Genomic DNA, 20,965 nt, shown 5'->3' on the forward strand with positions numbered 1-20,965 from the left:
CATCGCGGAGCCGGACTGGTTCAGGTACTACGCCACCCGGGCCGAGGACTCCCGGTTCCCCAAGGCCCGCACCAAGCGTGACGAGGTCGGCCAGAGGATCGGCAGGGACGGGATGCGGCTGCTTGAGGCCGTCTCCTCGCCCCGGGCACCCGCTGGGGTGCGGGAGATCGAGGAGGTTCAGGTCCTGCGGCAGGTGTGGGTCCAGCACTTCCACCTGGTCGAGGGCGGGGTGAGGCGTCGGGACCCAAAAGACCGGCCGCCGGGCGCGACGCGCCTGGTCACGCCCTATGACATCGAGGCGCAAACGCCCCGGGCCCGCACCCGCACCAGCCACTTCGCAGCACTTCGCCCCGCCGAGCCAAAGCTCGGCGGGGCGAAGTGATTAAGGACCCGAATTAACCAACAGCATCCCGTTCACCGGTGCCGGGGCCCTCGTGTGTGCTGGTCGTCAGGCCTTCGCAGGCTCCGGCTCCTCGGAGGTGGTCTCCTCCAACGGGGCCGGGCCCGGAACGCCCGCCTTCTTCGCGCGCTTGATGGCCTTCTTCGTCGCGCGGCGCTCCTTGCGGAGTTCCACCATCGCGTAGAGCGTCGGCACCAGCAGCAGCGTGAGCAGCGTCGACGTGACCAGGCCGCCGATCACCACGACCGCGAGGGGCTGCGAGATGAAGCCGCCCTCGCCGGTGACGCCGAGCGCCATCGGGAGCAGGGCGAAGATCGTCGCGAGTGCCGTCATCAGGATCGGGCGGAGGCGGTGGCGGCCGCCCTCGACGACTGCTTCGACGACGCCCATGCCCTGCGTCCGGTACTGGTTGATCAGGTCGATCAGCACGATCGCGTTGGTCACCACGATGCCGATCAGCATCAGCATGCCGATCATCGCCGCGATGCCCATCGGGGTACCGGTGATGAGGAGCAGTCCGATCGCTCCGGTCGCCGCGAACGGAATGGAGACCAGCAGGATCAACGGCTGGACGAGCGACCGGAAGGTGGCGACCAGCAGCATGAAGACGATCGCGATGGCCGCGAGCATGGCCAGGCCGAGCTTCATGAACGCGTCGTTCTGGTCCTGCGAGACCCCGCCGATGGAGGCGGTGGCGCCGTCCGGGAGCTTCAGAGCGTTGATCTTCGTCTGGAGCGAGGCGCTGACCGCACCGGTGTTGTCACCGGTCGGCCTGGCCGTGATGGTCGCGGCGCGCTGGCCGTCGATCCGGGTCATCGAGACCGGTCCGGGGACCAGCTCGACGTCGGCGATCTGACCGAGCTTGACCGGGCCGAGCGAGAGGTTCTTCAGCTCGGCCATCGTGGTGGCCGGGTGGGCGGACTTGATGACGACGTCACGCTCGGTGTCGTCCATGATCGCCTTGCCGGACGGGGTGCCGCGCACCGCTCCGGCGACGGCCGCGCCGAGCGTGGTCTGGTTGAAGCCGGCGTCCGCGGCCTTGGCGTTGGCCTTGACCGAGATCCGCGGGATGCTCTGCGCCAGGTCGCTCTGGACGTCGGTGACGTCCTTGAGCTTCGCCACCTCGGCCCGGACCTCTTCGGAGGCCTTCTTCAGGACGTCCGCGTCGGCGGCCTTGACCACGACGCTGAGTTTCTGGCTGCCGAAACCGTCGCCCGCGGCGATGGTGGTGTCACCGACGCCCTCGAGCTTGCCGAGGCCCTCGTCGATGCGCTTCTGGGTGGCATCGAAGTCGGCCGAGTCCTTCAGGGTGACCTGGTAGGAAGCCTGGTTGGCGCCCGTACCGCCCCCGAAGGCCGCCATGAAGCCGGAGGAGCCAACGGTGACCTGGTAGTCCTTGACGCCCTTGTCCTCGTCGAGGAGCTTCTCGACCTTCTTGGCCGCCTCGTCGGCGGCCGCCAGGCTGGTGCCGGGGGCCAGCTCCTGCTTGATGGAGAGGACTTCCTGCTCGCCCTGGTCGAAGAAGTTGGTCTTGAGCAGCGGCGCCATGCCGAAAGTGCCGACGAACACGGCGACGGCGATGACGATGCTGGTGATACGGCGCCGGGTCGCGAAGCGCAGCACCGGAACGTACAGCCGCTGGAGCCTGCTGCGGGCTTCCTTCTCCTCGGCCTTGCGACGGGCCTCGTCCGGGTTCTCCGTGCTGCCCTCGGGGGCGCGCAGGAACCAGAAGGACAGGACGGGGACCACGGTCAGCGAGACCAGCAGGGAGGCGAGCAGAGCCGCGGTGATGGTCAGGGAGAACGAGCCGAACAGCTCGCCGACCATGCCGCCGACCAGACCGATCGGGAGGAAGACCGCGACCGTGGTGAGGGTCGAGGACGTGACCGCGCCGGCCACTTCCTTGACCGCGGTGATGATCGCGGACTGCCGCTCCTCGCCGTAGCCGAGGTGACGCTTGATGTTCTCCAGGACCACGATCGAGTCGTCGACGACTCGGCCGATCGCGATGGTCAGCGCGCCGAGCGTGAGCATGTTGAGCGACAGGTCGCGGGTCCAGAGCACGATCAGCGCGAGAACCACGGAGAGCGGGATGGAGACCGCGGTGACCAGCGTCGAGCGGAGCGACGCGAGGAACACCAGGATCACGATGACCGCGAAGAGCAGGCCGAGCGCGCCCTCGGTGGTCAGACCGGAGATCGCCTTGGAGACGGCGGGGCCCTGGTCGGAGACGACGGTCAGTTCGGCGCCGGCGCCGAGGTCCTTGCGGAGGTCCGGGAGCTTGTCCTTGACGGCGTTCGAGATGGCGACGGCGCTGCCGTCCTTGTCCATCGTGGCCATCACGGCGAGGCTCGGCTTGCCGTTGGTACGGGTGATGGAGACCGCGGTGGACGGCTCCTGCTTCACCGTGGCGATGTCACCGATGCGGACCGGCTTGCCGGGCTTGCCGGTGGCCGGGTCCTGACCGGCGACCCGCAGGTCCTCGATCTGCTTCAGGGAGGTGAAGGCCCCGCCGACCTGGACGGTGCGGCTCTTGCCCTGTTCCGAGAACGATCCGGCCGGGACCGTGGCGCCGCCCGCCTGGAGGGCCTGGGCCAGGGATCCGGCGTTCAGACCGGCGGCCGCGAGCTCCTTGTCGTCGGGGGTGATGGAGACCTGGAGGTCCTGGACACCGTCGACGGTGACCTGGCCGACACCGTCGATGTCCTCCAGAGCGGGCACGACGGTGCGGTCCAGCTGGTCGGCGAGCGCCTGCTGGTCCTTGTCGGAGGTGACAGCGAGGACGACGGTCGGGATGTCGTCCGTCGAACCGGCGATGACCTGCGGGTCGACGTTGTCGGGCAGCTGGACGCGGGCACGGTTGACCGCCTGCTGGATGTCGGCGACGAGCTGCTTGGTGCCCTCGCTGCCGAAGTCGAAGGACGCCATGATGACGGCGTTGCCCTCGCTGGCGGTCGAGGTGACGCCGGTGACGCCGTCGACGGCCTTGATGGACTTCTCGAGCGGTTCGACGACCTGCTTCTCGACCACATCGGGGGACGCACCCTGGTAGGGGGCGAGCACCGAGACCATCGGGAGTTCGATGGTGGGCAGCAACTGCTGCTTGAGCTGCGGGATCGCGATCGCTCCGAAGACGAGTGCGACGATCGAGATCAGCCCGATCAGGGCCCTTTGCGCGAGGCTGAATCTGGACAGCCAGGACATGGGTGGGTCTCTCTTCTGTGGCTTACGCGGCAGGTGGGCGGGTGACTCGGGGACAGGCCCGGCCCAGCTACACCATCGCTCATCCACAGGGGCAAAAGCGTCGACCCCAGGGTCACTTTCTTATGTGGCGCATACCGCAGGTGGAGTACGCCGCCTCCACCCTTCATTCCACCCGTGGGCGCACCAGGCCCGATTCGTAAGCAAATACCACCAATTGAGCCCGGTCACGGGCGCCCAGTTTCGCCATGGCCCGGTTCACATGAGTCTTGACGGTGAGTGGGCTGACGGCGAGACGCTCGGCGATCTCGTCGTTGGAGTGCCCGCCCCCGACGAGGACCAGTACCTCTCGTTCGCGGCCGGTGAGTGCGTCGAGCCGCTCGGAGTACTCCGCGGCGCTCGGCCCCTCACCGTCCGAACTGCCGCCCTGCGCAAGGAAGGTGGCGATCAGTCCCTTGGTGGCGGCCGGCGAGAGGAGCGCTTCGCCACCCGCGGCGATACGGATGGCATTGAGCAGTTCGTCCGGTTCGGCGCCCTTGCCGAGGAAGCCTGAGGCACCGGCCCTCAGCGACTGCACCACATATTCGTCGACCTCGAAGGTGGTGAGCATGACGACCCGTACGTCCGCCAGCTCCGGATCGGCGCTGACCATCCGGGTCGCGGCCAGTCCGTCCGTACCGGGCATCCGAATGTCCATCAACACCACATCGGGGCGCGTCGAGCGGGTCAGCGCCACGGCCTCCGCGCCGTCGGCCGCCTCGCCGACGACCTGCATGTCGGGCTCCGAGTCGACCAGCACCCGGAACGCGCTGCGCAGCAGCGCCTGGTCGTCGACGAGCAGCACCCTGATGGGTGATGGTGTCATGCGCCTTCCCCCGTCCGGCCCGCCACTCCCGGCGTCCCCGGCTCTCCCGTGCGGGCCTTGACCGGCAGGATCGCATGAACCCTGAATCCGCCGCCGTAGCGGGGTCCGGCCGTGAGGATGCCCCCCAGGGCGGTGACGCGCTCGCGCATACCGAGCAGACCGTGGCCGCCGCCGTCGGCGCCCGCGCCCTCGGGGCTGCCCGTGCCGTTGTCCAGGACTGTGACCTCGGCCGTCGCCCCGACCCGTACGACACTGACCTCGGCCTTCGCCCCAGGGCCCGCGTGCTTGCGCACATTGGTCAGCGCCTCCTGGATCACCCGGTACGCGGCCAGGTCGACGGCCGCGGGCAGCGGGGGCCTGCGGTCGACGCAGGCCACCTCGACCGGGAGCCCGGCGCGCCGGACCGTCTCCACGAGCTCGTCGAGGACCGCGAGGCCGGGTGCCGGTTCGGTCGGCGCCTCCGGGTCGCCGGACTGGCGCAGCAGCCCGACCGTGGCGCGGAGTTCGCCCAGTGCGGAACGGCTGGCCTCCCGGACGTGGGCGAGTGCCTCTTTTGCCTGGTCGGGGCGCTTGTCCATGACGTGGGCGGCGACCCCGGCCTGCACATTGACCAGGGCGATGTGGTGGGCGACGATGTCGTGGAGATCGCGGGCGATCCGCAGCCGTTCCTCGGCGACCCGCCGCCGGGCCTCCTCCTCGCGGGTACGTTCGGCCCGTTCGGCGCGTTCCCTGATCGCGTCGACGAACGCCCGCCGGGAGCGGACGGCGTCCCCGGCGGCGCCGGCCATGCCGGTCCAGGCGAAGACCCCGAGGTTCTGCTGGCTGTACCAGGGGGACTCCCCGAAGACCATCGCGGACGCCGTCAGCACGGCCATGGTCAGCAGGCCGACCCGCCAGGTGGTGGGCCGGTCGGTGGACGCGGCGACCGTGTAGAGCGCGATGACCGCGCCCATGACCACCGGGGCGGGCGGGTCCACCAGCACGAACTCGACGATGGACAGCCCACCGGTGGCGGCCAGCACCGCCATCGGGTTGCGACGCCGCAGGGCGAGCACGGCGGCGGCGAGCACCATCAGGACCACGCTGCCCGCCTCGGGCGTGCGGGTGCCGAAGCTGGGCCCGTTCGGCGCGTTCGGGTCGGTGAACGATCCGGCGATCATCGCAACGAGTACGGCCACGGCGAGCGCACCGTCGAACGCGAGGGGATGGTCGCGCAGCCAGTGCCGGGCGCGCAGGAACCCGGTTCCGAGGGTGGTCACGTCAAACTACGGTACGGCGTGTCGCGCACGGATACGGTCCGCTCGCGGCCGGGACCGCACGCAGAACGCGAAAGTCCGGGCAGAACCATGCCCCGCGGCCGGCGGACCGGACACGGGGCACAGTGCGTGCGGGTGCTGGAGCGACCGGCGTCAGCCGGGGATCAGGCCGCCGTCGCGGAGCATGTCGCGTACCTCTTCGAGGGTGGCGTCGGGAGACGGCAGGATCAGTTCGGACGGCTCCAGGGAGTCGTCCGGCAGAGGTGTGCCGAGCTCGCGCACCCTGGCGAGGAGCGCCTGGAGCGTGGCGCGGAAGCCGGGGCCGTCGCCGCTCTCCATCTCGGCGAGCAGCTCGTTGTCGAGCTTGTTGAGCTCAGCGAAGTGGCTGTCGGCCAGGGCTACCTGGCCCTCCCCCATGATCCGAACGATCATGACGTCCGCCTTACTGCTTGTCGAACCTGTGCGGGGACTGCGACGACTGCTGCTGGGCGGCGTCCTGCGGGCCGCCCTCGATGGCCTGTGGCGGGGTGGAGCCGCCGGCCAGTTCGGCCTTCATGCGCTGCAGCTCCAGCTCCACATCCGTACCACCGGAGATCCGGTCGAGCTCGGCGGCGATGTCGTCCTTCGCCGTCCCGGTCGGGTCGTCCAGGGCGCCGGAGGCGAGCAGCTCGTCGATCGCACCGGCGCGTGCCTGCAGCTGCTGGGTCTTGTCCTCGGCCCGCTGGATCGCCAGGCCGACGTCGCCCATCTCCTCGGAGATCCCGGAGAACGCCTCGCCGATCCGGGTCTGCGCCTGGGCGGCGGTGTAGGTGGCCTTGATGGTCTCCTTCTTCGTACGGAAGGCGTCGACCTTGGCCTGCAGCCGCTGGGCCGCGAGAGTGAGCTTCTCCTCCTCACCCTGCAGCGTCGTGTGCTGCGTCTCCAGGTCGGTGACCTGTTGCTGGAGTGCGGCGCGCCGGGACAGCGCCTCGCGGGCCAGGTCCTCGCGCCCGAGCGCGAGCGCCTTGCGACCCTGGTCCTCCAGCTTGGACGTCTGGCCCTGCAGCTGGTTCAGCTGCAGCTCCAGGCGCTTGCGCGAGGTCGCCACATCGGCGACACCGCGGCGCACCTTCTGAAGCAGCTCCAGCTGCTTCTGGTACGAGTAATCGAGGGTCTCGCGCGGATCCTCGGCCCGGTCAAGGGCCTTGTTTGCCTTCGCGCGGAAGATCATCCCCATACGCTTCATGACACCGCTCATGGGCTTCGCGCGCCCCCTTCTGACGGACTGGGCTCCAGCACTCCAACAGAACCCACAGTACGGGCCCTGTCTCTATTACCGCACTGTTCGAGCACGGATGTGGTCCTCCCCAAGGACGACTGCCCCCGGTTACCGCTCCGGCCCAGGGAGTAGGTGGCTGTCGGGGAAACCGGTCGCAACGTCCGTTCTGCCCCCTCTCGGGACACCTGGGAGGACGCAGGCCGTTGCCGGATCGTTCCCGACCGGGCTGGGGTCGTCGCGGCCGACCCCGTACCCTTGGGTTTTGTGTTCCGTAGCCGTTCGAAGGATGAGAAGGCCCCCGCCACCAAGGTGACGGCGGACCTCTCCACGCAGCCCCGCGACCCGCAGGCCCCCAAAGGTCGCCCCACCCCCAAGCGCAGCGATGCCCAGTCGCAGCGCCGTCGTGCCTCCAGTGGCGCGCCGCTCGACCGCAAGGAGGCCATGAAGCGCCAGCGCGAAGCGCGCCGGGTGGACCTGGCCAAGCAGCGCGAGGCGCTCGCCAGTGGCGACGAGCGCTACCTGCCGGCCCGTGACAAGGGTCCGGTGCGGCGCTTCGTCCGCGACTTCGTCGACTCACGTTTCTGTATCGCGGAGTTCTTCCTGCCGCTCGCGGTGATCATCCTGATCCTCAGCGTGATCCAGGTGCGGAACATCCAGAACATCTCGCTGCTGCTCTGGCTCGGCGTGATCGTGCTCATCGTCATCGACTCGATCGGTCTCGCGTTCCGGCTGAAGAAGCAGCTCAACGCGCGCTTCCCCAATACGCCGAAGCGCGGCGCGGTCGCCTACGGCCTGATGCGTACGCTTCAGATGCGTCGGCTCCGTCTGCCGAAGCCGCAGGTCAAGCGCGGAGAGCGGCCCTGAGTACGGAGCTTTCCGGCTCGGTCGGTGGTCCGTCCGCAGGCTTGCCGGACGGTGCCCCCTCCAAGGACTCCGGGTTCACCGGGGCCTCTTCGGCGTGGCTCGCAGGGCTCGGGGGGCTGCGCAACACCGTCCGCCAGGAGCTCGTCGCCCGGCAGCTCGACGAGCAGATAGCCGCGCGCTACCCGGTCGGCCAGCGGCTGCGGGTCCTCGATGTCGGCATGGGACAGGGCACGCAGGCGCTGCGGCTGGCCCGGGCCGGCCACACGGTGACCGGCCTGGAGTCCGACGCCGAGATGCTGAGGTCCGCCCGCGAGGCGCTCGGGGACGAGCCCGCGGGCATCCGGGAGCGGGTCCGGCTGATCGAGGGCGACGGCCTGGACACGGGCGTGCACTTCCTGCCGGGCAGCTTCGACGTGGTGCTCTGTCACGGCGTACTGATGTACGTCCGGGAGCCGGACGCGCTGCTGGCGGGGCTGGCCCGGATGCTGGCGCCCGGCGGGCTGCTCTCGCTGCTCGTACGGAACGGCGACGCGCTGGCGATGCGGCCCGGCACCGCCGGGGACTGGGACACGGCGCTGGCCGCGTTCGACACGGATACGTACACCAACCGGCTGGGCCTGACGGTCCGCGCCGACCGGCTGGACGCCCTCACGGCCACGCTCGCCGGAATCGCGGCGCCGTTGCACGCCTGGTACGGGGTGCGGATCTTCACGGACCAGGTGAGCGATGACGTGGAGCTGCCGGCCGCCGCGGAACTCGACCGGGTGCTGGCCGCGGAGGACCGGGCCGGACGGACGGACCCGTACCGCCGGGTTGCCGCGCTGCTGCATCTGTGCGGGGTGCGCGGCTAGTACCCCTCCCGGCAAGCTTTGCCCCGTCGCGGCGCCCGGTGCGGTGCGTCGCAAGGCGCCGGAGCGTCCAGGTGGCGAACTGTTCCGGACGTATCGGCGGCGCCGCGAGGTGCCGCGCCGGGCGCCGCGGCCCCGGGCATGATCCGCCGGAAATCCCTGGGGATGGTTGAGGGATGGACGAGGAGCGGGCATCACCCGATCGGCCGAACCCAACAGGCCGCCAATAGGGTTAAAAGCAATGATTCAGACATGGATGCTTCCCACTCGCGCCGCCGTCTGTACCGGCTGCTGCTGCCTCTGACCGCAGGTGTCTGTGCCATGGCCCTGGTGTCCGGCTGCTCCGACTCGGACTCGGCCAGCGCCAATGCCACGAAGTCGGCCTCGCCGCACGCGACTTCCCAGGCCGCAAGTGACCTGCAGGCCGAGTACGAGGCCGTCATCAGGAATGTGCTGCCCTCCGTGGTACAGATCGAAGCCGCCAACAGCCTCGGATCCGGCATCGTCTACGACGACAAGGGCCATATCGTCACCAATGCCCATGTGGTCGGCCCGGAGAAGAGGTTCAAGGTCACCGTCGCCACCGGCGAGAAGGTGCTGGGCGCCTCGCTGGTCGCCACCTATCCGGAGCAGGACCTGGCCGTCATCAAGCTCGACAACGTACCGAGCGGGCTGAAGCCGGCGAAGTTCGGCAACTCGGACAAGGTCGAGGTCGGCCAGATAGTGCTGGCGATGGGTTCGCCGCTCGGACTGTCCAGCAGCGTCACCCAGGGCATCGTGTCGGCGGTCGGCCGGACCGTCAGCGAGGGCCGGACGGAGGGTGGCACCGGGGCGACCATAGCGAACATGGTGCAGACCTCGGCGGCGATCAACCCGGGCAACAGTGGCGGTGCGCTGGTGAACCTGAACAGTGAGGTGATCGGCATTCCGACGCTGGCGGCGACGGATCCGCAGATGAACGGCGCGGCACCGGGCATAGGATTCGCGATCCCCGCCTCGATGGTGAAGACGGTGGCCGACCAGATCATCAAGAGCGGCAAGGTCACCGACTCGGGGCGGGCGGCGCTGAACATCACCGGCCGCACGGTCGTCGACGACAATTACCAGCCGTTCGGAATCGCGGTGGTCACCGTCACGGCGGGCGGCGGCGCGGACAAGGCCGGACTGCGGGTCGGCGACATCATCACGAAGATCGGCGACACACGGGTCACGACGATGACGGAGCTGGCCGAGACGCTGGCCAACGACAAGCCGGGCCAGAAGGTCAAGGTGACGTATCTGCGCGACGGTGTGGAAAGGACTGCGGTCGTCACGCTGGGCGAGATCTGACCGCTGCCGTGCGAGGGCCCCGGATGCCGAGGAACGGCGCCCGGGGCCCTCGTACGCCCGTATCGGCGGTCAGCCCTGGTCGGCCTGGAGACTCATCGGGCCGTAGATCTTCGTCGCGTCCTCGAAGAGGGTCACCTGGTCCGCCCCGCCGTCCAGGAGTTCCTTCCAGAACTCACCGATCCATGACTCCGCATCGCCCTGGGTCGTGAATTCCTCCGGCTGCAGGGCCGGCTCCGTCTCCGTACCGTCGGACTTCTCGAACCGCCACGTCCACGCCATGTCCGCCTCCTGGGTCGCGTTGCTGCCCGCAGCCTAGTGCCTGGGGCCTTTCGGACCGAGATCCATGGGGTTGGTCGCGCAGTCGGTGCGGGGACGCGGGAGGATCGGAGCGTGGAACTGACACTGCTCGGCACCGGAGCCCCCGACGGGCTGCCGCGCCCCGACTGTCCGTGCGCCGCCTGTGCCACCGCCCGCGGGGTGTGGGCGCGCGCCGCGACCGCACTGCTGGTCGACGGCGCGCTGCTGCTCGACCTCACCCCGGGGGCCGTGTTCGCCGCCGCACGCGCGGGTCGTTCACTGACCGGCGTACGGCAGGTGCTGCTCACCCATCCGCACGACGGGCCCGCCGTGGAGCTGCCCGCCGGGCTGCCCCCGGCCGGACGGGTGCCGGACGGGCGGGTGCTGACGCTGATCAGTGGGCACCGGATCCGGGCGGTGCCGATGGACTCGCCGGGGACCGGGTACGAGGTGACGTCCGCGGAGGGCGCGCGGCTGCTGTACATGCCGCCGGGGGCGGCCCCCGCCGGTCTCACGGACCGGGTGGCGGAGCCGTACGACATGGTGGTCGGTGATGTGACCGGACGCCCGGACGCCATGGCCAGGCTGCGGGCCGTCGAAGCGATCGGGCCGGCCACCGAGGTCATCGCCGTTCATCTGGACCATGACGCGCCCACCGGCCCCGAGCTGGACCGGCGGCTCGCGGCGGCCGGCGCCCGGACCGTGCCGGACGGGACGACACTGGTGGTCGGCGAGTACCACGCCGTACCGGATGTCCCGCGGCGGACGCTGGTGACGGGCGGTGCGCGGTCCGGGAAGTCGGTGGAGGCCGAGCGGCGGCTGGAGACCTTCCCCGAGGTGGTGTACGTGGCGACCGGCGGCGGCCGCGAAGGCGACGCGGAGTGGATGGCCCGGGTCGGGCTGCACCGGGAGCGCAGACCGGCCGCCTGGCGCACCGAGGAGACCTGTGAGCTGGTGGACCTGCTGGAGTCGGACGGGCCGCCGCTGCTGATCGACTGCCTGTCGCTGTGGCTGACGGACGCGATGGACCGGGTGAACGCCTGGGACGACGCGGCGTGGGCGGACGGCGGCGAGAGTGCGCTGCGGGAGCGGATCACCGAACTGGTCGGCGCAGTGCGCGGAACGCGGCGTACGGTCGTCGCCGTGACCAATGAGGTCGGCTCGGGCGTGGTGCCCGCGACAGCCGCGGGCCGGCGGTTCCGGGACGAGCTGGGGCGGCTGAACGCCGCGTTCGCCGACGAGTGTGAGCACGTGCTGCTGGTGGTGGCCGGTCAGGCGCTGACGCTGCGCGGCTGACCCGTATCGCAACGGGATCAGCGGCAGGAAGGGAGCGGACATGGCACGAGTGAGGCCGATGCTGGAAGGCGTTCCGGAGACCCTGCTCTGGACGCTCTACAACCGGGCGTACGAGGCGGGGCAGCTCTATCCCGTGATCGACGATCCGATGGCGTTGCAGCTCATGGCGGACCTCGACTACCCCTTCGAGGAGCGCTTCGGGCGGCCGGACGCCTTCCGCTCGCAGGCGCAGGCGCTGCGCTCACGCTGCTTCGACCTGACGGTGCAGGGCTATCTGCGCGGGCATCCGGAGGCCACCGTCGTCGCGCTCGGCGACGGTCTGGAGACCGGCTTCTGGCGGGTCGACAACGGGCGGCTCACCTGGCTGAGCGTGGAGTTGCCTCAGGTGGCAGCGTTGCGCCGCGCGCTGCTGCCCTCCTCGGACCGGCTGCGGACGCTCTCCCGGTCGGCGACCGATCTCTCCTGGCTGGACGAGATCGAGGACCCTGTGGGCCGGGGTGTGATCGTCACGACGCAGGGGCTGCTGATGTATCTGCAGCCCTGGGAGGTACGGAAGATCCTGGCGACCTGCGCCGAACGGCTGCCGGGCGGGGTGCTCGTCCTGGACTCGATGGCGCGTCGGCCGGCGAAGTGGACGGTGGCCGGGAAGTTGAAGGTCGGCTCCATGACCGTCCCGCCGATGCACTGGGCGATGGACCCGGGCGAGCGGAAGAAGCTGCGCAGTGCGCATCCGAACATCACCGAGGTGCGCGCGCTGGGGCTGCCGCGGGGGCGGGGCGCGATGGGAGAACTGATCCGGCTCCAGCATCTGACGCCGGGGCTGCGAACGCTGACCCCCGCGATGACGCTGCTGCGCTTCGGGGCCTGACGGCCTCCCCCCACGACAGGGAGTGGATCGGCGAGCGGCGTCGTGCGGCTTCGATGGCAAGGCGGAGGAGGGAGTCGACGCGGAGCGTCGGTGACCGACGACAACGCCGAAGGGGCCCCTCCCTGCTCGAGCGAAGCCGAGAGCTTGGGGGAGGAGTCGCAGGACGTCGGGAGCCCACTCCCTGCCGTGGGGGAGGCCGTGAGGGCCGGCCGTCGCACTGAAGAGGCGTCAGGATCGTGGCAGGTACTGTTCCGCAATGAGCCCGCCGCCGGGCTCACCGGCCCACACCACGTAACGACCCGCGAGGCAGACTCCCGTGAATCTGGACGACTTCTCCGACCTGATCGAACGCCCCGACGGCGGCGTACGGCGCGACGCCGAGGAACGCCGGGAGCGGCAGATCGTGCCCCCGGGCGCCCTCGGCCGGCTCGATGAGCTGGGCGAGTGGCTCTCGGCCGCCCAGCAGGCCGTGCCGGTCAGACCGATCCTGCAGCCGCGCGTGGTGCTCTTCGCCGGTGATCACGGGGTGGCCGAGCTCGGTGTCTCCGGCCGCGCGGCCGGGACCGCCCACGAGCTGGTCCGGGCCACACTGGAGGGCGCGACGCCGCTGGCCGTGCTGGCCCGCCAGTTCTCCGTACCGGTGCGGATCGTCGACGCCGGCCTGGACTGCGAGCCGGAGCTGCTGCCCGAGTCGGTCGTGCGTCACCGGGTGCGGCGCGGCAGCGGCCGGATCGACATCGAGGACGCGCTGACGGCGGAGGAGGCCGAGCAGTCGGTACGTCTGGGCATCGCGATCGCCGACGAGGAGGCCGACTCGGGCACCGATCTGGTGGTGCTCGGCGATCTGAGCGTCGGTGGCACCACGGCGGCGGCCACCCTGATCGCGGCCCTGTGCGGCACGGACGCCTCGGTGGTCACCGGGCGCGGCGGCGCGGGAATCGACGATCTCGCCTGGATGCGCAAGTGCGCGGCCATCCGGGACTCGCTGCGTCGGGCCCGGCCGGTCCTCGGTGACCAGCTGGAGCTGCTGGCCACGGTCGGCGGCGCGGACCTGGCGGCGATGACGGGGTTCCTGCTGCAGTGCGCGGTGCGCAGGCTGCCGGTGATCCTGGACGGCGTGGTCTCGTCGGCGTGCGCGCTGGTCGCTCAGCGGGCCGCCTTCCGGGCGCCGGACTGGTGGCTGGCCGGTCAGGTGAGCGGCGAGCCGGCACAGACGAAGGCGCTGGACCGGATGGCGCTCAACCCGCTGCTGGACCACGGTGTCATCGTGGGTGAGGGGTGCGGGGCGCTGCTGGCGCTTCCGCTCGTGCAGGCCGCCGCCGCGCTGGCGGCGGAGCTGCCCGAGCGTGCGCCGACCGGCGAGGACGACGTCTCGAAGACCGACGCGGACGACGACTGACGGACCCTGCTGCGCTGCGGCCGCCGGCCATCGGACACCGGCCGCAGCAGGCCTCCCCATGGAGTGAAATGCACCATATGATCGCTTTTTATGGGAGAGGTTCGATTTGCCGGCCAGGACGCCCGGCGGAGCACCGTCCGCTCACGACGCAGTGCGGCATTCACCATCTGGTATCTGCGCATCGTGTCGTTCATCAATTTCCTGAGCGCTGTCTGGGTCACGCTAGGTCAGGACCTGCGCCGGCACAACACCGAGAACTACTTCACGCCCTATCTGCTCACCGCGGGCTTCTCCTCCGGAGTGGTCGCTCTCTTCCTCGCGATCACCATGCGACGGCGCAAGCGCGCCGCCTGGATCGTCAACATGGTGCTGAGCGGCCTCCTGCTGCTGCTCTTCGCCTTCGTGATCGTCTTTCCCGAGATCCGGCAGTACCCGCAGAACTGGATCTCCCTGGCGCTGACAGCCGCGTTCGTCGTGGCGCTGATCCTGGGCCGGCGGGAGTTCTACGCGAAGGGTGACCGGTCCAACGCGAAGCTGGCGGCCGTGGTCGCCGTCGGCGGGCTGCTGGTCACCTCGCTGATCGCCACCCTGCTGGTCACCATCACGAACACGGCGCACGACGAGTACCGGTCGGCCTTCCTCGACCGCTGGCGCTATGGCGCGCTGCGGCTGGTGTCGGTCGCGACCGACGAAGCCCGCTTCCCCGGCATCACCGTGCCCGGCTGGGCCAATGTCGTCATCAACATCCTCTCCACCCTGTTGCTGATCGCCGTCGTGTACGTGGCGTTCCGCTCACTCCGGGCCGTCGACCCGATCACCCCGCAGGACGAGGACCGGCTCCGCGCCCTCCTCGAAAAGCACGGCGAACGCGACTCGCTCGGCTATTTCGCACTGCGCCGGGAGAAGAGCGTCATCTGGTCGCCGACCGGGAAGGCGGCCGTCACCTACCGGGTGGTCGGCGGGGTCTCGCTCGCCTCCGGTGATCCGATCGGCGACTTGGAGGCCTGGCCCGGCGCGATCGAACCATGGCTGGCCGAGGCCCGCGAACACGGCTGGATCCCAGCGGTGATGGGGGTGAGCGAGGAGGGCGGCACGGTCTACGCCCGGCACGGGCTCGACGCGCTGGAGCTCGGCGACGAGGCGATCGTGGAGACTGCCGAGTTCACCCTCGAAGGGCGGGCGATGCGGACCGTCCGCCAGGCGTACAACCGGATCAGGCGCGCCGGGTACGAGGTGACCATCCGGCGCCACTCCGACATCCCCGACGAGGAGATGGCCGAACTGGTGCGACGCGCCGACGACTGGCGCGACGGCGAGACCGAGCGCGGCTTCTCGATGGCGCTGGGGCGGCTCGGCGATCCGGCGGACGGCCAGTGCGTGATGCTCGAATGCCGTGACTCGATGGAAAAGGAACAAGGCGAAGGAGCGGACGGCCCCGGCGAATTGCGCGCCGTACTGAGCTTCGTGCCCTGGGGCCCGAACGGTCTCTCGCTGGACCTGATGCGCCGTGACCGGGACGCCGAGAACGGTCTGATGGAGTTCATGGTCATCGAACTCCTCCAGCGCGCCAAGGAGATCGGGATCACACAGGTGTCGCTCAACTTCGCGATGTTCCGGTCGGTCTTCGAGAGGGGATCGCGGCTGGGCGCGGGACCGGTGCTGAGGCTGTGGCGCTCGCTGCTCAGCTTCTTCTCGCGCTGGTGGCAGATCGAGTCGCTCTACCGCGCCAACGCCAAGTACCGACCGATCTGGGAGCCGCGTTTCATGCTCTTCGAGAAGAGCTCCGACCTGCTGCGCATCGGCATCGCCGCGGGCCGCGCCGAAGGGTTCCTGGAGGCGCCCGGGCTGCCCAAGTGGCTGCACCGCTCGCACCTGGGGACCCCTAGATGAGACCGATGGCGGCGCTGCCCGAGGCCGCCCGCCGCGAATGGGGGCCGCTGTTCTCGACCGTGCACGGGGGGCTGACCCGTTCCCGGCTGCGCGCGGTCCCGATGACGCTGGCCGCGGTCGGCCTGACGGCGCTGCTCCATGTGGTGCAGAACCAGCCGTGGGGATTACATCCGGTGCGGGTCCTCGGCTCGGTGCGGGCCGAGGACCCGCTGTGGACCGTTCTGCTGCGTACCCCGCTTTCGCTGTTCGTCCCCGCGCTCAATCTGCCCGCGTGGGGTGCGCTGGCGCAGGTGCTCGTGGTGTTCGGGGCCGCCGAGGTCTGTCTCGGACGGCGGCGCACGCTGCTCATCGCGTACGTCGCCACGCTGGCCGGGACACTGTACGCACGGACCGGCGTCGCGGTCGGCCCCGACGGGCTGTTCGGACTGCCCGCATCCGACGCGCAGGTCGTCGACACCGGACCGTCGGCGGCGGTGGTCGGGGTCGCGGTCTATGTGTGCCACGCCTACCGGGCCTGGCGCACCGGGGCGGTGGTGATCGCGGTGATGGTCATCGAAGTGATCTTCAAGAACAACCTGGCGGGCAAGGAACACCTGGCGGCGATCGCCGCGGTGCTGATCCTGTGCGGTCTCACCGCCCGGCACGACCGGCGTCGGCAGCTGCCCGCCCACAGCGATCAGGACGTGGGCGGGGGAAGCCGGTCCCGGTCCGGCGCTCCGCCGATGAGGTCCTGAAACCTGCGGCGCGGCCCCACCCAGCGCCGGTCGTGGTGGTACGCGCGCAGCACCGCCCTGGCACGGGCGCGGTGCCGGTTGCGGTAGAGCCTCTTCGCCCACATCGATGTCGGCCGGGCCAGCCGGATCGCCCCGAACAGGGCGACGAACGGCACCAGGGTGCCGATCACCGCCATCCGCGCCTTGCCCTTGAACAGGGCGATCAGCACGAAGCAGAAGTTGATCAGCAGGGTCAGGACGATGCCGAACCGGCCCTGCTGCTGATCGCTGGTCAGTTCCTTGACCCCGAGCGGTGAGAAGCCGCCGAGGAGGAGCAGGACGAGCGCCGTGGTGAGGACGACGACCTCGACGCTCTGGCGGCCCTGTTCGGACCAGTACACGTCGTCGAGATGGAGGATCAGGGCGAACTCGTCCAGCACCAGACCCGCACCCATCCCGAAGATCACCGCGCAGATGCCCGCCCCGACGCCGTGCCGTCCGCTGGAGACCGCGCCGAAGCCGCCGATCACCGTCAGCACCACACCGGGCACCACATGGTGGATGTGCACCCCGCCCGGCGTGATGTTGCGGAACGGCCCCTTCCCGGCCCTGATCATCCGGGTGATGAGACGGGTGACGGCGAAGGTCAGCACGAAGGCGGCCAGAGCGAGAAGCAGGGGCAGCTTCCCCGGCTCGACAAAGTTCTGATCGAACCAGTGACCCATGCCACCACTCCCATTGATCCGCTTTTGCGGCGCTTTGCAGCGTTTCGGCCAATCTAGCGGTCCGGCCAAGGGATTAGCCTGCGCGCCGTGACCTCCCTGAACAGCCACGGCATACGTTTCGCCTTCGGCACCCTGACCGTGCTCCCCGTCCGCGTCACCCGCTGGGACCGCGGGGCCGCCCGTGCCGGGATGCTGAGCGCCCCGCTCGCCGGTCTGGTGGTGGGGCTGCTCGCGGCGGTCCCCGGCGCACTGCTGCTGCTGCTCGGGTCCGGGTCGCTGCTCGCGGCGGTCGCCTCCGCCGCGGTGCCCGCGGTCCTCACTCGGGGGCTGCACCTCGACGGACTCGCCGACACGGCGGACGGGCTCGGCAGCGGCAAGCCCGCGGCGGACGCGTTGCGCATCATGAAGCAGTCGGACATCGGTCCATTCGGTGTCATCACCCTGCTGTTCGTCCTCCTGGCCCAGGTCGCCGTCCTCGATGAGCTGTACGGGCAGGGCTGGGCGCACGGCGCGGTGGCCGCGGTCGTCGCGGGGGTCACCGCCCGCCTCGCGCTCACGCTGGCGTCCCGTCAGGGCGTGCCTCCGGCCCGGCCGGAGGGGCTGGGGGCAGCGGTGGCGGGAACGGTGCCGACGGGGGCGGCGGCGGCCGTGACGGTCGCGGTGGTGGCCGCGGGGTCGGGGGCGGGGGCGGTGTTCGGCGGGTACGGCGCGCTGCACCACGGCCTTGCCGTAGTGGCCGGGCTGATGGGCGCGCAGCTGCTGCTGCGGCACTGCGTGCGGCGGTTCGGGGGCATGACCGGGGATGTCTTCGGGGCGGTCGCGGAGACGGCGGCGACGGCGGCGCTGGTGGCGTTGGCCCTGGGGTAGGTCCTGTCCTGTTGATCTTCGTGGATCAGCCCGGGGCGTCTGGTGCGGCGCATCGCAAGGCGGAGGATCGTCCTCGTACTGGACGTACTTGGGCGACTGACGACAACGCAGCGAGGTGCCGTGCCAGGCGTTCCGGGCCCACGAAGACCGGCCGGACAGAACCTGGGCGGACGGGGGTGGGGGGCGACCCGGTTTCCGTCTTCTCCTCAATCCGCGGACGGGCTCGCCGCGCAGCTCCGGCGCCAGGTGCCCAGATCGTACTTCTTGCGGAGCGAGCTCAGACGCAGCCTCGTCGACTCCGGGCAGAACCGTGCCACCGGCACCTCGTACTCCACATGGAACACCGCCTTGTCCGCCTCGATGAACGGGGTGAGGCCGTCGCACTCGTCATACTGGGCGCACTGTTCGTTGACCGCGAAGTCGAAGTCCGGTTCCAGCCGCGGGATCTGGTCCAGGTCGTTCTTCAGCCCGACCGCGAGTCCGTGGCGGTGGGCGATGCGGGCGACGAGGCGGTTGTAGCGCAGCTGATCGGCGCCGGTCAGAGGGAAGCCCGTGCGGTTGCGGTAGCCGTCCATGTTGTCGGGCTCGACCGCGTCGAAGCCCTTCTTCGCGCACATCTCGATCCGGGACTCCATCAGCGGCCCGAGCAGATCCGTGCGGCGGATGTCGAGCCAGCGCTCCCCCGGCCAGCCGTTGCCCTTCCCGAGAATCGAGGCGGGGAACTTCCCGGCGTCCGGGCGGAAGTCCTCCCAGGCGCCCGTGGACACGTAACAGATGACCTTGCGGCCACGGCGGTGCAGATCGGCGACCGCCTGCGCATCGTGCTCGAAGCCGTCGATGTCGTACACCGGAACGTCCACGGTGGGGTCGAGGCGGCCGGAGAGCTGCCACTGCCAGTCAGTGCCCGGCTTCGGCTGCCAGCGCCCCGTGGAGGTGGTTCGAGGCGCCGAGGTGCAGCCGGCCAGCACCGCCGACAGGATCAGTACGGTGACCGGCACCGCCGACTTCGGTCTCGTCCTGCGTGCAGCCCGCTGGGCGCGCATCGCTCTCCCCCACTCGCTCCGGCACCTCCGACCGACCCTACTTCCCGGGCCGGTTGCGCCGTCGCGGCCCGGTCGGGAGCCGGAGCCCTGCCGCCGGAACGGGCCGCAGACGGCCCGCCGCCGTGTTCCCGCAGCAAAGGCGCGCGTAGGCTCATTCCCGGCACATTGCGGCGGCGTCTACGATGCGCCGGGCACGGTCGGCCCACCCCTCGACCGATAACGAACTCAACGGAAGCGAGATTTCACCACCGTGACTGCTCTCACTCTCAGCACTGCCGGTGCGGCGACGCTGCGCGCCGACGCACTTGTCGTCGGCGTCGCCAAGGGAGCCAAGGGCCTGGTCGTCGCACCGGGCGCCGAGGCCGTGGACAAGGCGTTCGGCGGAAAGCTCGCCACCGTCCTGGAGACCCTGGGCGCCTCCGGTGCCGAGGGCGAAGTGACCAAACTCCCCGCACCTGAAGGCCTCAAGGTCCCGGTCGTCATCGCGGCCGGACTCGGCCCGGTCCCGGAGAAGGACGCGGCGTTCGACGGCGAGGCACTGCGCCGGGCCGCCGGTTCCGCCGCGCGTGCGCTGACCGGTTCGAAGAAGGCCGGCTTCGCGCTGCCGATCACGTCCGTCGAGGACGCCGAGGCCGTCGCCGAGGGCGCGCTGCTCGGCGCGTACGCCTTCACCGCGTACCAGGGCGGCGAGAACAAGCTCGCGCCGAAGGACAAGAAGAACGGCAACGGCGCCAAGCTGCCGCTCGCCGAGGTCACCCTGCTCGGCACCAAGCCGCGCGACAAGGCGTTCAAGGCGGCCGCGGAGCGTGCCACCACGGTCGTCGAGGAGATCAACCGCGCCCGCGACCTGATCAACACCCCGCCGAACGACCTGTACCCCGAGTCCTTCGCCGCCGTGGCCACGGCCGCCGGCAAGGAGCACGGCATCAAGGTGCAGATCTTCGACGAGAAGGCGCTCGCCAAGGGCGGCTTCGGCGGTCTGCTGGGCGTCGGCCAGGGCTCGACCCACGGCCCCCGCCTGGTGAAGCTCGCCTACACGCACCCGAAGGCGGAGAAGACCCTGGCCCTGGTCGGCAAGGGCATCACCTACGACTCGGGCGGCATCTCGCTGAAGCCGGCCGGTCACAACGAGACGATGAAGTGCGACATGAGCGGCGCCGCCGCCGTGTTCGCGGCCGTCGTCGCGGCCGCCCGTCTCGGCCTCCAGGTCAACGTCACCGGCTGGCTGGCGCTCGCCGAGAACATGCCGTCCGGCAACGCCACCCGCCCGGGTGACGTGCTGCGCATGTACAGCGGCAAGACCGTCGAGGTGCTGAACACGGACGCCGAGGGCCGGCTCGTCCTCGGCGACGCGCTGACCCGCGCCTCCGAGGAGAACCCGGACGCGATCGTCGACGTGGCGACCCTGACCGGAGCGATGGTCCTGGCACTGGGCCACCGCACCTTCGGCATCATGGCGAACGACGACGCCTTCCGTACGTCCATCCACGAGATCGCCGAGGAGGTCGGCGAGGCCTCCTGGCCGATGCCGCTCCCCGCCGACCTGCGCAAGGGCATGGACTCCCCGACCGCCGACATCGCCAACATGGGTGAGCGGATGGGCGGCGGCCTGGTGGCCGGTCTGTTCCTGCAGGAGTTCGTGGGCGAGGGCATCACCTGGGCGCACCTGGACATCGCGGGTCCGGCCTTCCACGAGGGCGCGCCGTACGGCTACACGCCGAAGGGCGGCACCGGTTCCGCGGTCCGCACGCTGGTGAAGCTGGCGGAGCGCACCGCTGCCGGGGACCTCGGCTGAGGATGCTCCGTGCGTACGGCCCCGGGCATACGTCCGGGGCCGTACGTGTTC

Annotated in this window: 18 protein-coding genes and 1 pseudogene; 11 read left to right on the forward strand and 8 right to left on the reverse strand. The window is 70.4% G+C overall.

The window, feature by feature from the left end; all coding sequences use genetic code 11:
- Nucleotides 1–304: pseudogene (locus ACGFSA_RS29560) on the forward strand (IS5/IS1182 family transposase); the annotation flags it as partial.
- A 144-nt stretch (nt 305–448) separates the two neighbouring features.
- Here the strand turns inward: ACGFSA_RS29560 and ACGFSA_RS29565 are convergent.
- From ACGFSA_RS29565 to ACGFSA_RS29585, 5 genes are all read right to left on the reverse strand, one after another.
- A complete protein-coding gene (locus ACGFSA_RS29565) occupies nt 449–3,604 on the reverse strand; it encodes an efflux RND transporter permease subunit (RefSeq protein ID WP_393309111.1) in 3,156 nt (1,051 codons plus the stop codon).
- A 163-nt stretch (nt 3,605–3,767) separates the two neighbouring features.
- Nucleotides 3,768–4,466, reverse strand: coding sequence for a response regulator (locus ACGFSA_RS29570; RefSeq protein WP_393309112.1), 699 nt, complete (start codon nt 4,464–4,466; stop codon nt 3,768–3,770).
- Nucleotides 4,463–5,725: a sensor histidine kinase gene (locus tag ACGFSA_RS29575; RefSeq protein WP_393309113.1), complete on the reverse strand. Its 1,263-nt coding sequence runs from the start codon at nt 5,723–5,725 to the stop codon at nt 4,463–4,465. The genes ACGFSA_RS29570 and ACGFSA_RS29575 overlap by 4 nt, the downstream gene beginning before the upstream one ends.
- A gap of 150 nt (nt 5,726–5,875) precedes the next feature.
- On the reverse strand, nt 5,876–6,154 hold the full coding sequence (locus tag ACGFSA_RS29580) for a hypothetical protein (protein ID WP_359108480.1): 279 nt from the start codon (nt 6,152–6,154) through the stop codon (nt 5,876–5,878).
- A gap of 10 nt (nt 6,155–6,164) precedes the next feature.
- Complete coding sequence (locus tag ACGFSA_RS29585; protein ID WP_366134536.1) at nt 6,165–6,947, reverse strand: PspA/IM30 family protein; 783 nt, start codon at nt 6,945–6,947, stop codon at nt 6,165–6,167.
- Between the two features lie 297 nt (nt 6,948–7,244).
- On the opposite strand from ACGFSA_RS29585, the gene ACGFSA_RS29590 reads away from it, so the two are divergent.
- The 3 genes from ACGFSA_RS29590 (at nt 7,245) to ACGFSA_RS29600 (ending at nt 10,021) form a co-directional block, all read left to right on the forward strand.
- Nucleotides 7,245–7,844, forward strand: coding sequence for a DUF3043 domain-containing protein (locus ACGFSA_RS29590; protein WP_393309114.1), 600 nt, complete (start codon nt 7,245–7,247; stop codon nt 7,842–7,844).
- A 41-nt stretch (nt 7,845–7,885) separates the two neighbouring features.
- Nucleotides 7,886–8,695: a class I SAM-dependent methyltransferase gene (locus ACGFSA_RS29595; protein WP_393309115.1), complete on the forward strand. Its 810-nt coding sequence runs from the start codon at nt 7,886–7,888 to the stop codon at nt 8,693–8,695.
- A gap of 249 nt (nt 8,696–8,944) precedes the next feature.
- Nucleotides 8,945–10,021, forward strand: a complete 1,077-nt coding sequence (locus ACGFSA_RS29600; protein ID WP_393309116.1) for a S1C family serine protease — start codon at nt 8,945–8,947, stop codon at nt 10,019–10,021.
- Nucleotides 10,022–10,090: 69 nt separating this feature from the next.
- On the opposite strand, the gene ACGFSA_RS29605 is transcribed toward ACGFSA_RS29600, so the two are convergent.
- Entirely contained in the window at nt 10,091–10,300 is a 210-nt protein-coding gene (locus ACGFSA_RS29605; RefSeq protein ID WP_030933634.1) for a hypothetical protein, read from the reverse strand.
- Between the two features lie 111 nt (nt 10,301–10,411).
- On the opposite strand from ACGFSA_RS29605, the gene ACGFSA_RS29610 reads away from it, so the two are divergent.
- The 5 genes from ACGFSA_RS29610 to ACGFSA_RS29630 all read left to right on the forward strand — a co-directional run bounded on the left by ACGFSA_RS29610 (nt 10,412) and on the right by ACGFSA_RS29630 (nt 16,505).
- The gene (locus ACGFSA_RS29610) at nt 10,412–11,614 is read left to right on the forward strand and encodes a bifunctional adenosylcobinamide kinase/adenosylcobinamide-phosphate guanylyltransferase (RefSeq protein WP_393309117.1); all 1,203 of its coding nucleotides are present in this window, start codon (nt 10,412–10,414) and stop codon (nt 11,612–11,614) included.
- Nucleotides 11,615–11,654: 40 nt separating this feature from the next.
- Nucleotides 11,655–12,482, forward strand: coding sequence for a class I SAM-dependent methyltransferase (locus ACGFSA_RS29615; RefSeq protein WP_393309118.1), 828 nt, complete (start codon nt 11,655–11,657; stop codon nt 12,480–12,482).
- A gap of 316 nt (nt 12,483–12,798) precedes the next feature.
- The gene (gene cobT, locus ACGFSA_RS29620) at nt 12,799–13,881 is read left to right on the forward strand and encodes a nicotinate-nucleotide--dimethylbenzimidazole phosphoribosyltransferase (protein ID WP_393309119.1); all 1,083 of its coding nucleotides are present in this window, start codon (nt 12,799–12,801) and stop codon (nt 13,879–13,881) included.
- A 90-nt stretch (nt 13,882–13,971) separates the two neighbouring features.
- Nucleotides 13,972–15,771 (forward strand): phosphatidylglycerol lysyltransferase domain-containing protein, encoded by a 1,800-nt coding sequence (locus ACGFSA_RS29625; RefSeq protein ID WP_393309120.1) that lies wholly within the window; start codon nt 13,972–13,974, stop codon nt 15,769–15,771.
- Entirely contained in the window at nt 15,768–16,505 is a 738-nt protein-coding gene (locus ACGFSA_RS29630; RefSeq protein ID WP_393309121.1) for a hypothetical protein, read from the forward strand. The genes ACGFSA_RS29625 and ACGFSA_RS29630 overlap by 4 nt, the downstream gene beginning before the upstream one ends.
- Here the strand turns inward: ACGFSA_RS29630 and ACGFSA_RS29635 are convergent.
- Nucleotides 16,448–17,209, reverse strand: coding sequence for a hypothetical protein (locus tag ACGFSA_RS29635; RefSeq protein WP_393309122.1), 762 nt, complete (start codon nt 17,207–17,209; stop codon nt 16,448–16,450). The two genes, ACGFSA_RS29630 and ACGFSA_RS29635, sit on opposite strands and share 58 nt — an antisense overlap.
- A gap of 87 nt (nt 17,210–17,296) precedes the next feature.
- On the opposite strand from ACGFSA_RS29635, the gene ACGFSA_RS29640 reads away from it, so the two are divergent.
- Nucleotides 17,297–18,076: an adenosylcobinamide-GDP ribazoletransferase gene (locus ACGFSA_RS29640; RefSeq protein ID WP_393309123.1), complete on the forward strand. Its 780-nt coding sequence runs from the start codon at nt 17,297–17,299 to the stop codon at nt 18,074–18,076.
- A gap of 206 nt (nt 18,077–18,282) precedes the next feature.
- Here ACGFSA_RS29640 and ACGFSA_RS29645 read toward each other — a convergent pair whose 3' ends face one another.
- On the reverse strand, nt 18,283–19,119 hold the full coding sequence (locus ACGFSA_RS29645; RefSeq protein ID WP_393309124.1) for an endo alpha-1,4 polygalactosaminidase: 837 nt from the start codon (nt 19,117–19,119) through the stop codon (nt 18,283–18,285).
- 250 nt (nt 19,120–19,369) lie between these two features.
- Between ACGFSA_RS29645 and ACGFSA_RS29650 the strand changes: the two genes are divergently transcribed.
- The gene (locus ACGFSA_RS29650) at nt 19,370–20,914 is read left to right on the forward strand and encodes a leucyl aminopeptidase (RefSeq protein ID WP_393309125.1); all 1,545 of its coding nucleotides are present in this window, start codon (nt 19,370–19,372) and stop codon (nt 20,912–20,914) included.
- Nucleotides 20,915–20,965 lie beyond the last annotated feature (51 nt).

Origin of the sequence: Streptomyces sp. NPDC048496 (assembly GCF_043200055.1) — a bacterium.
Lineage (GTDB): Bacteria > Actinomycetota > Actinomycetes > Streptomycetales > Streptomycetaceae > Streptomyces.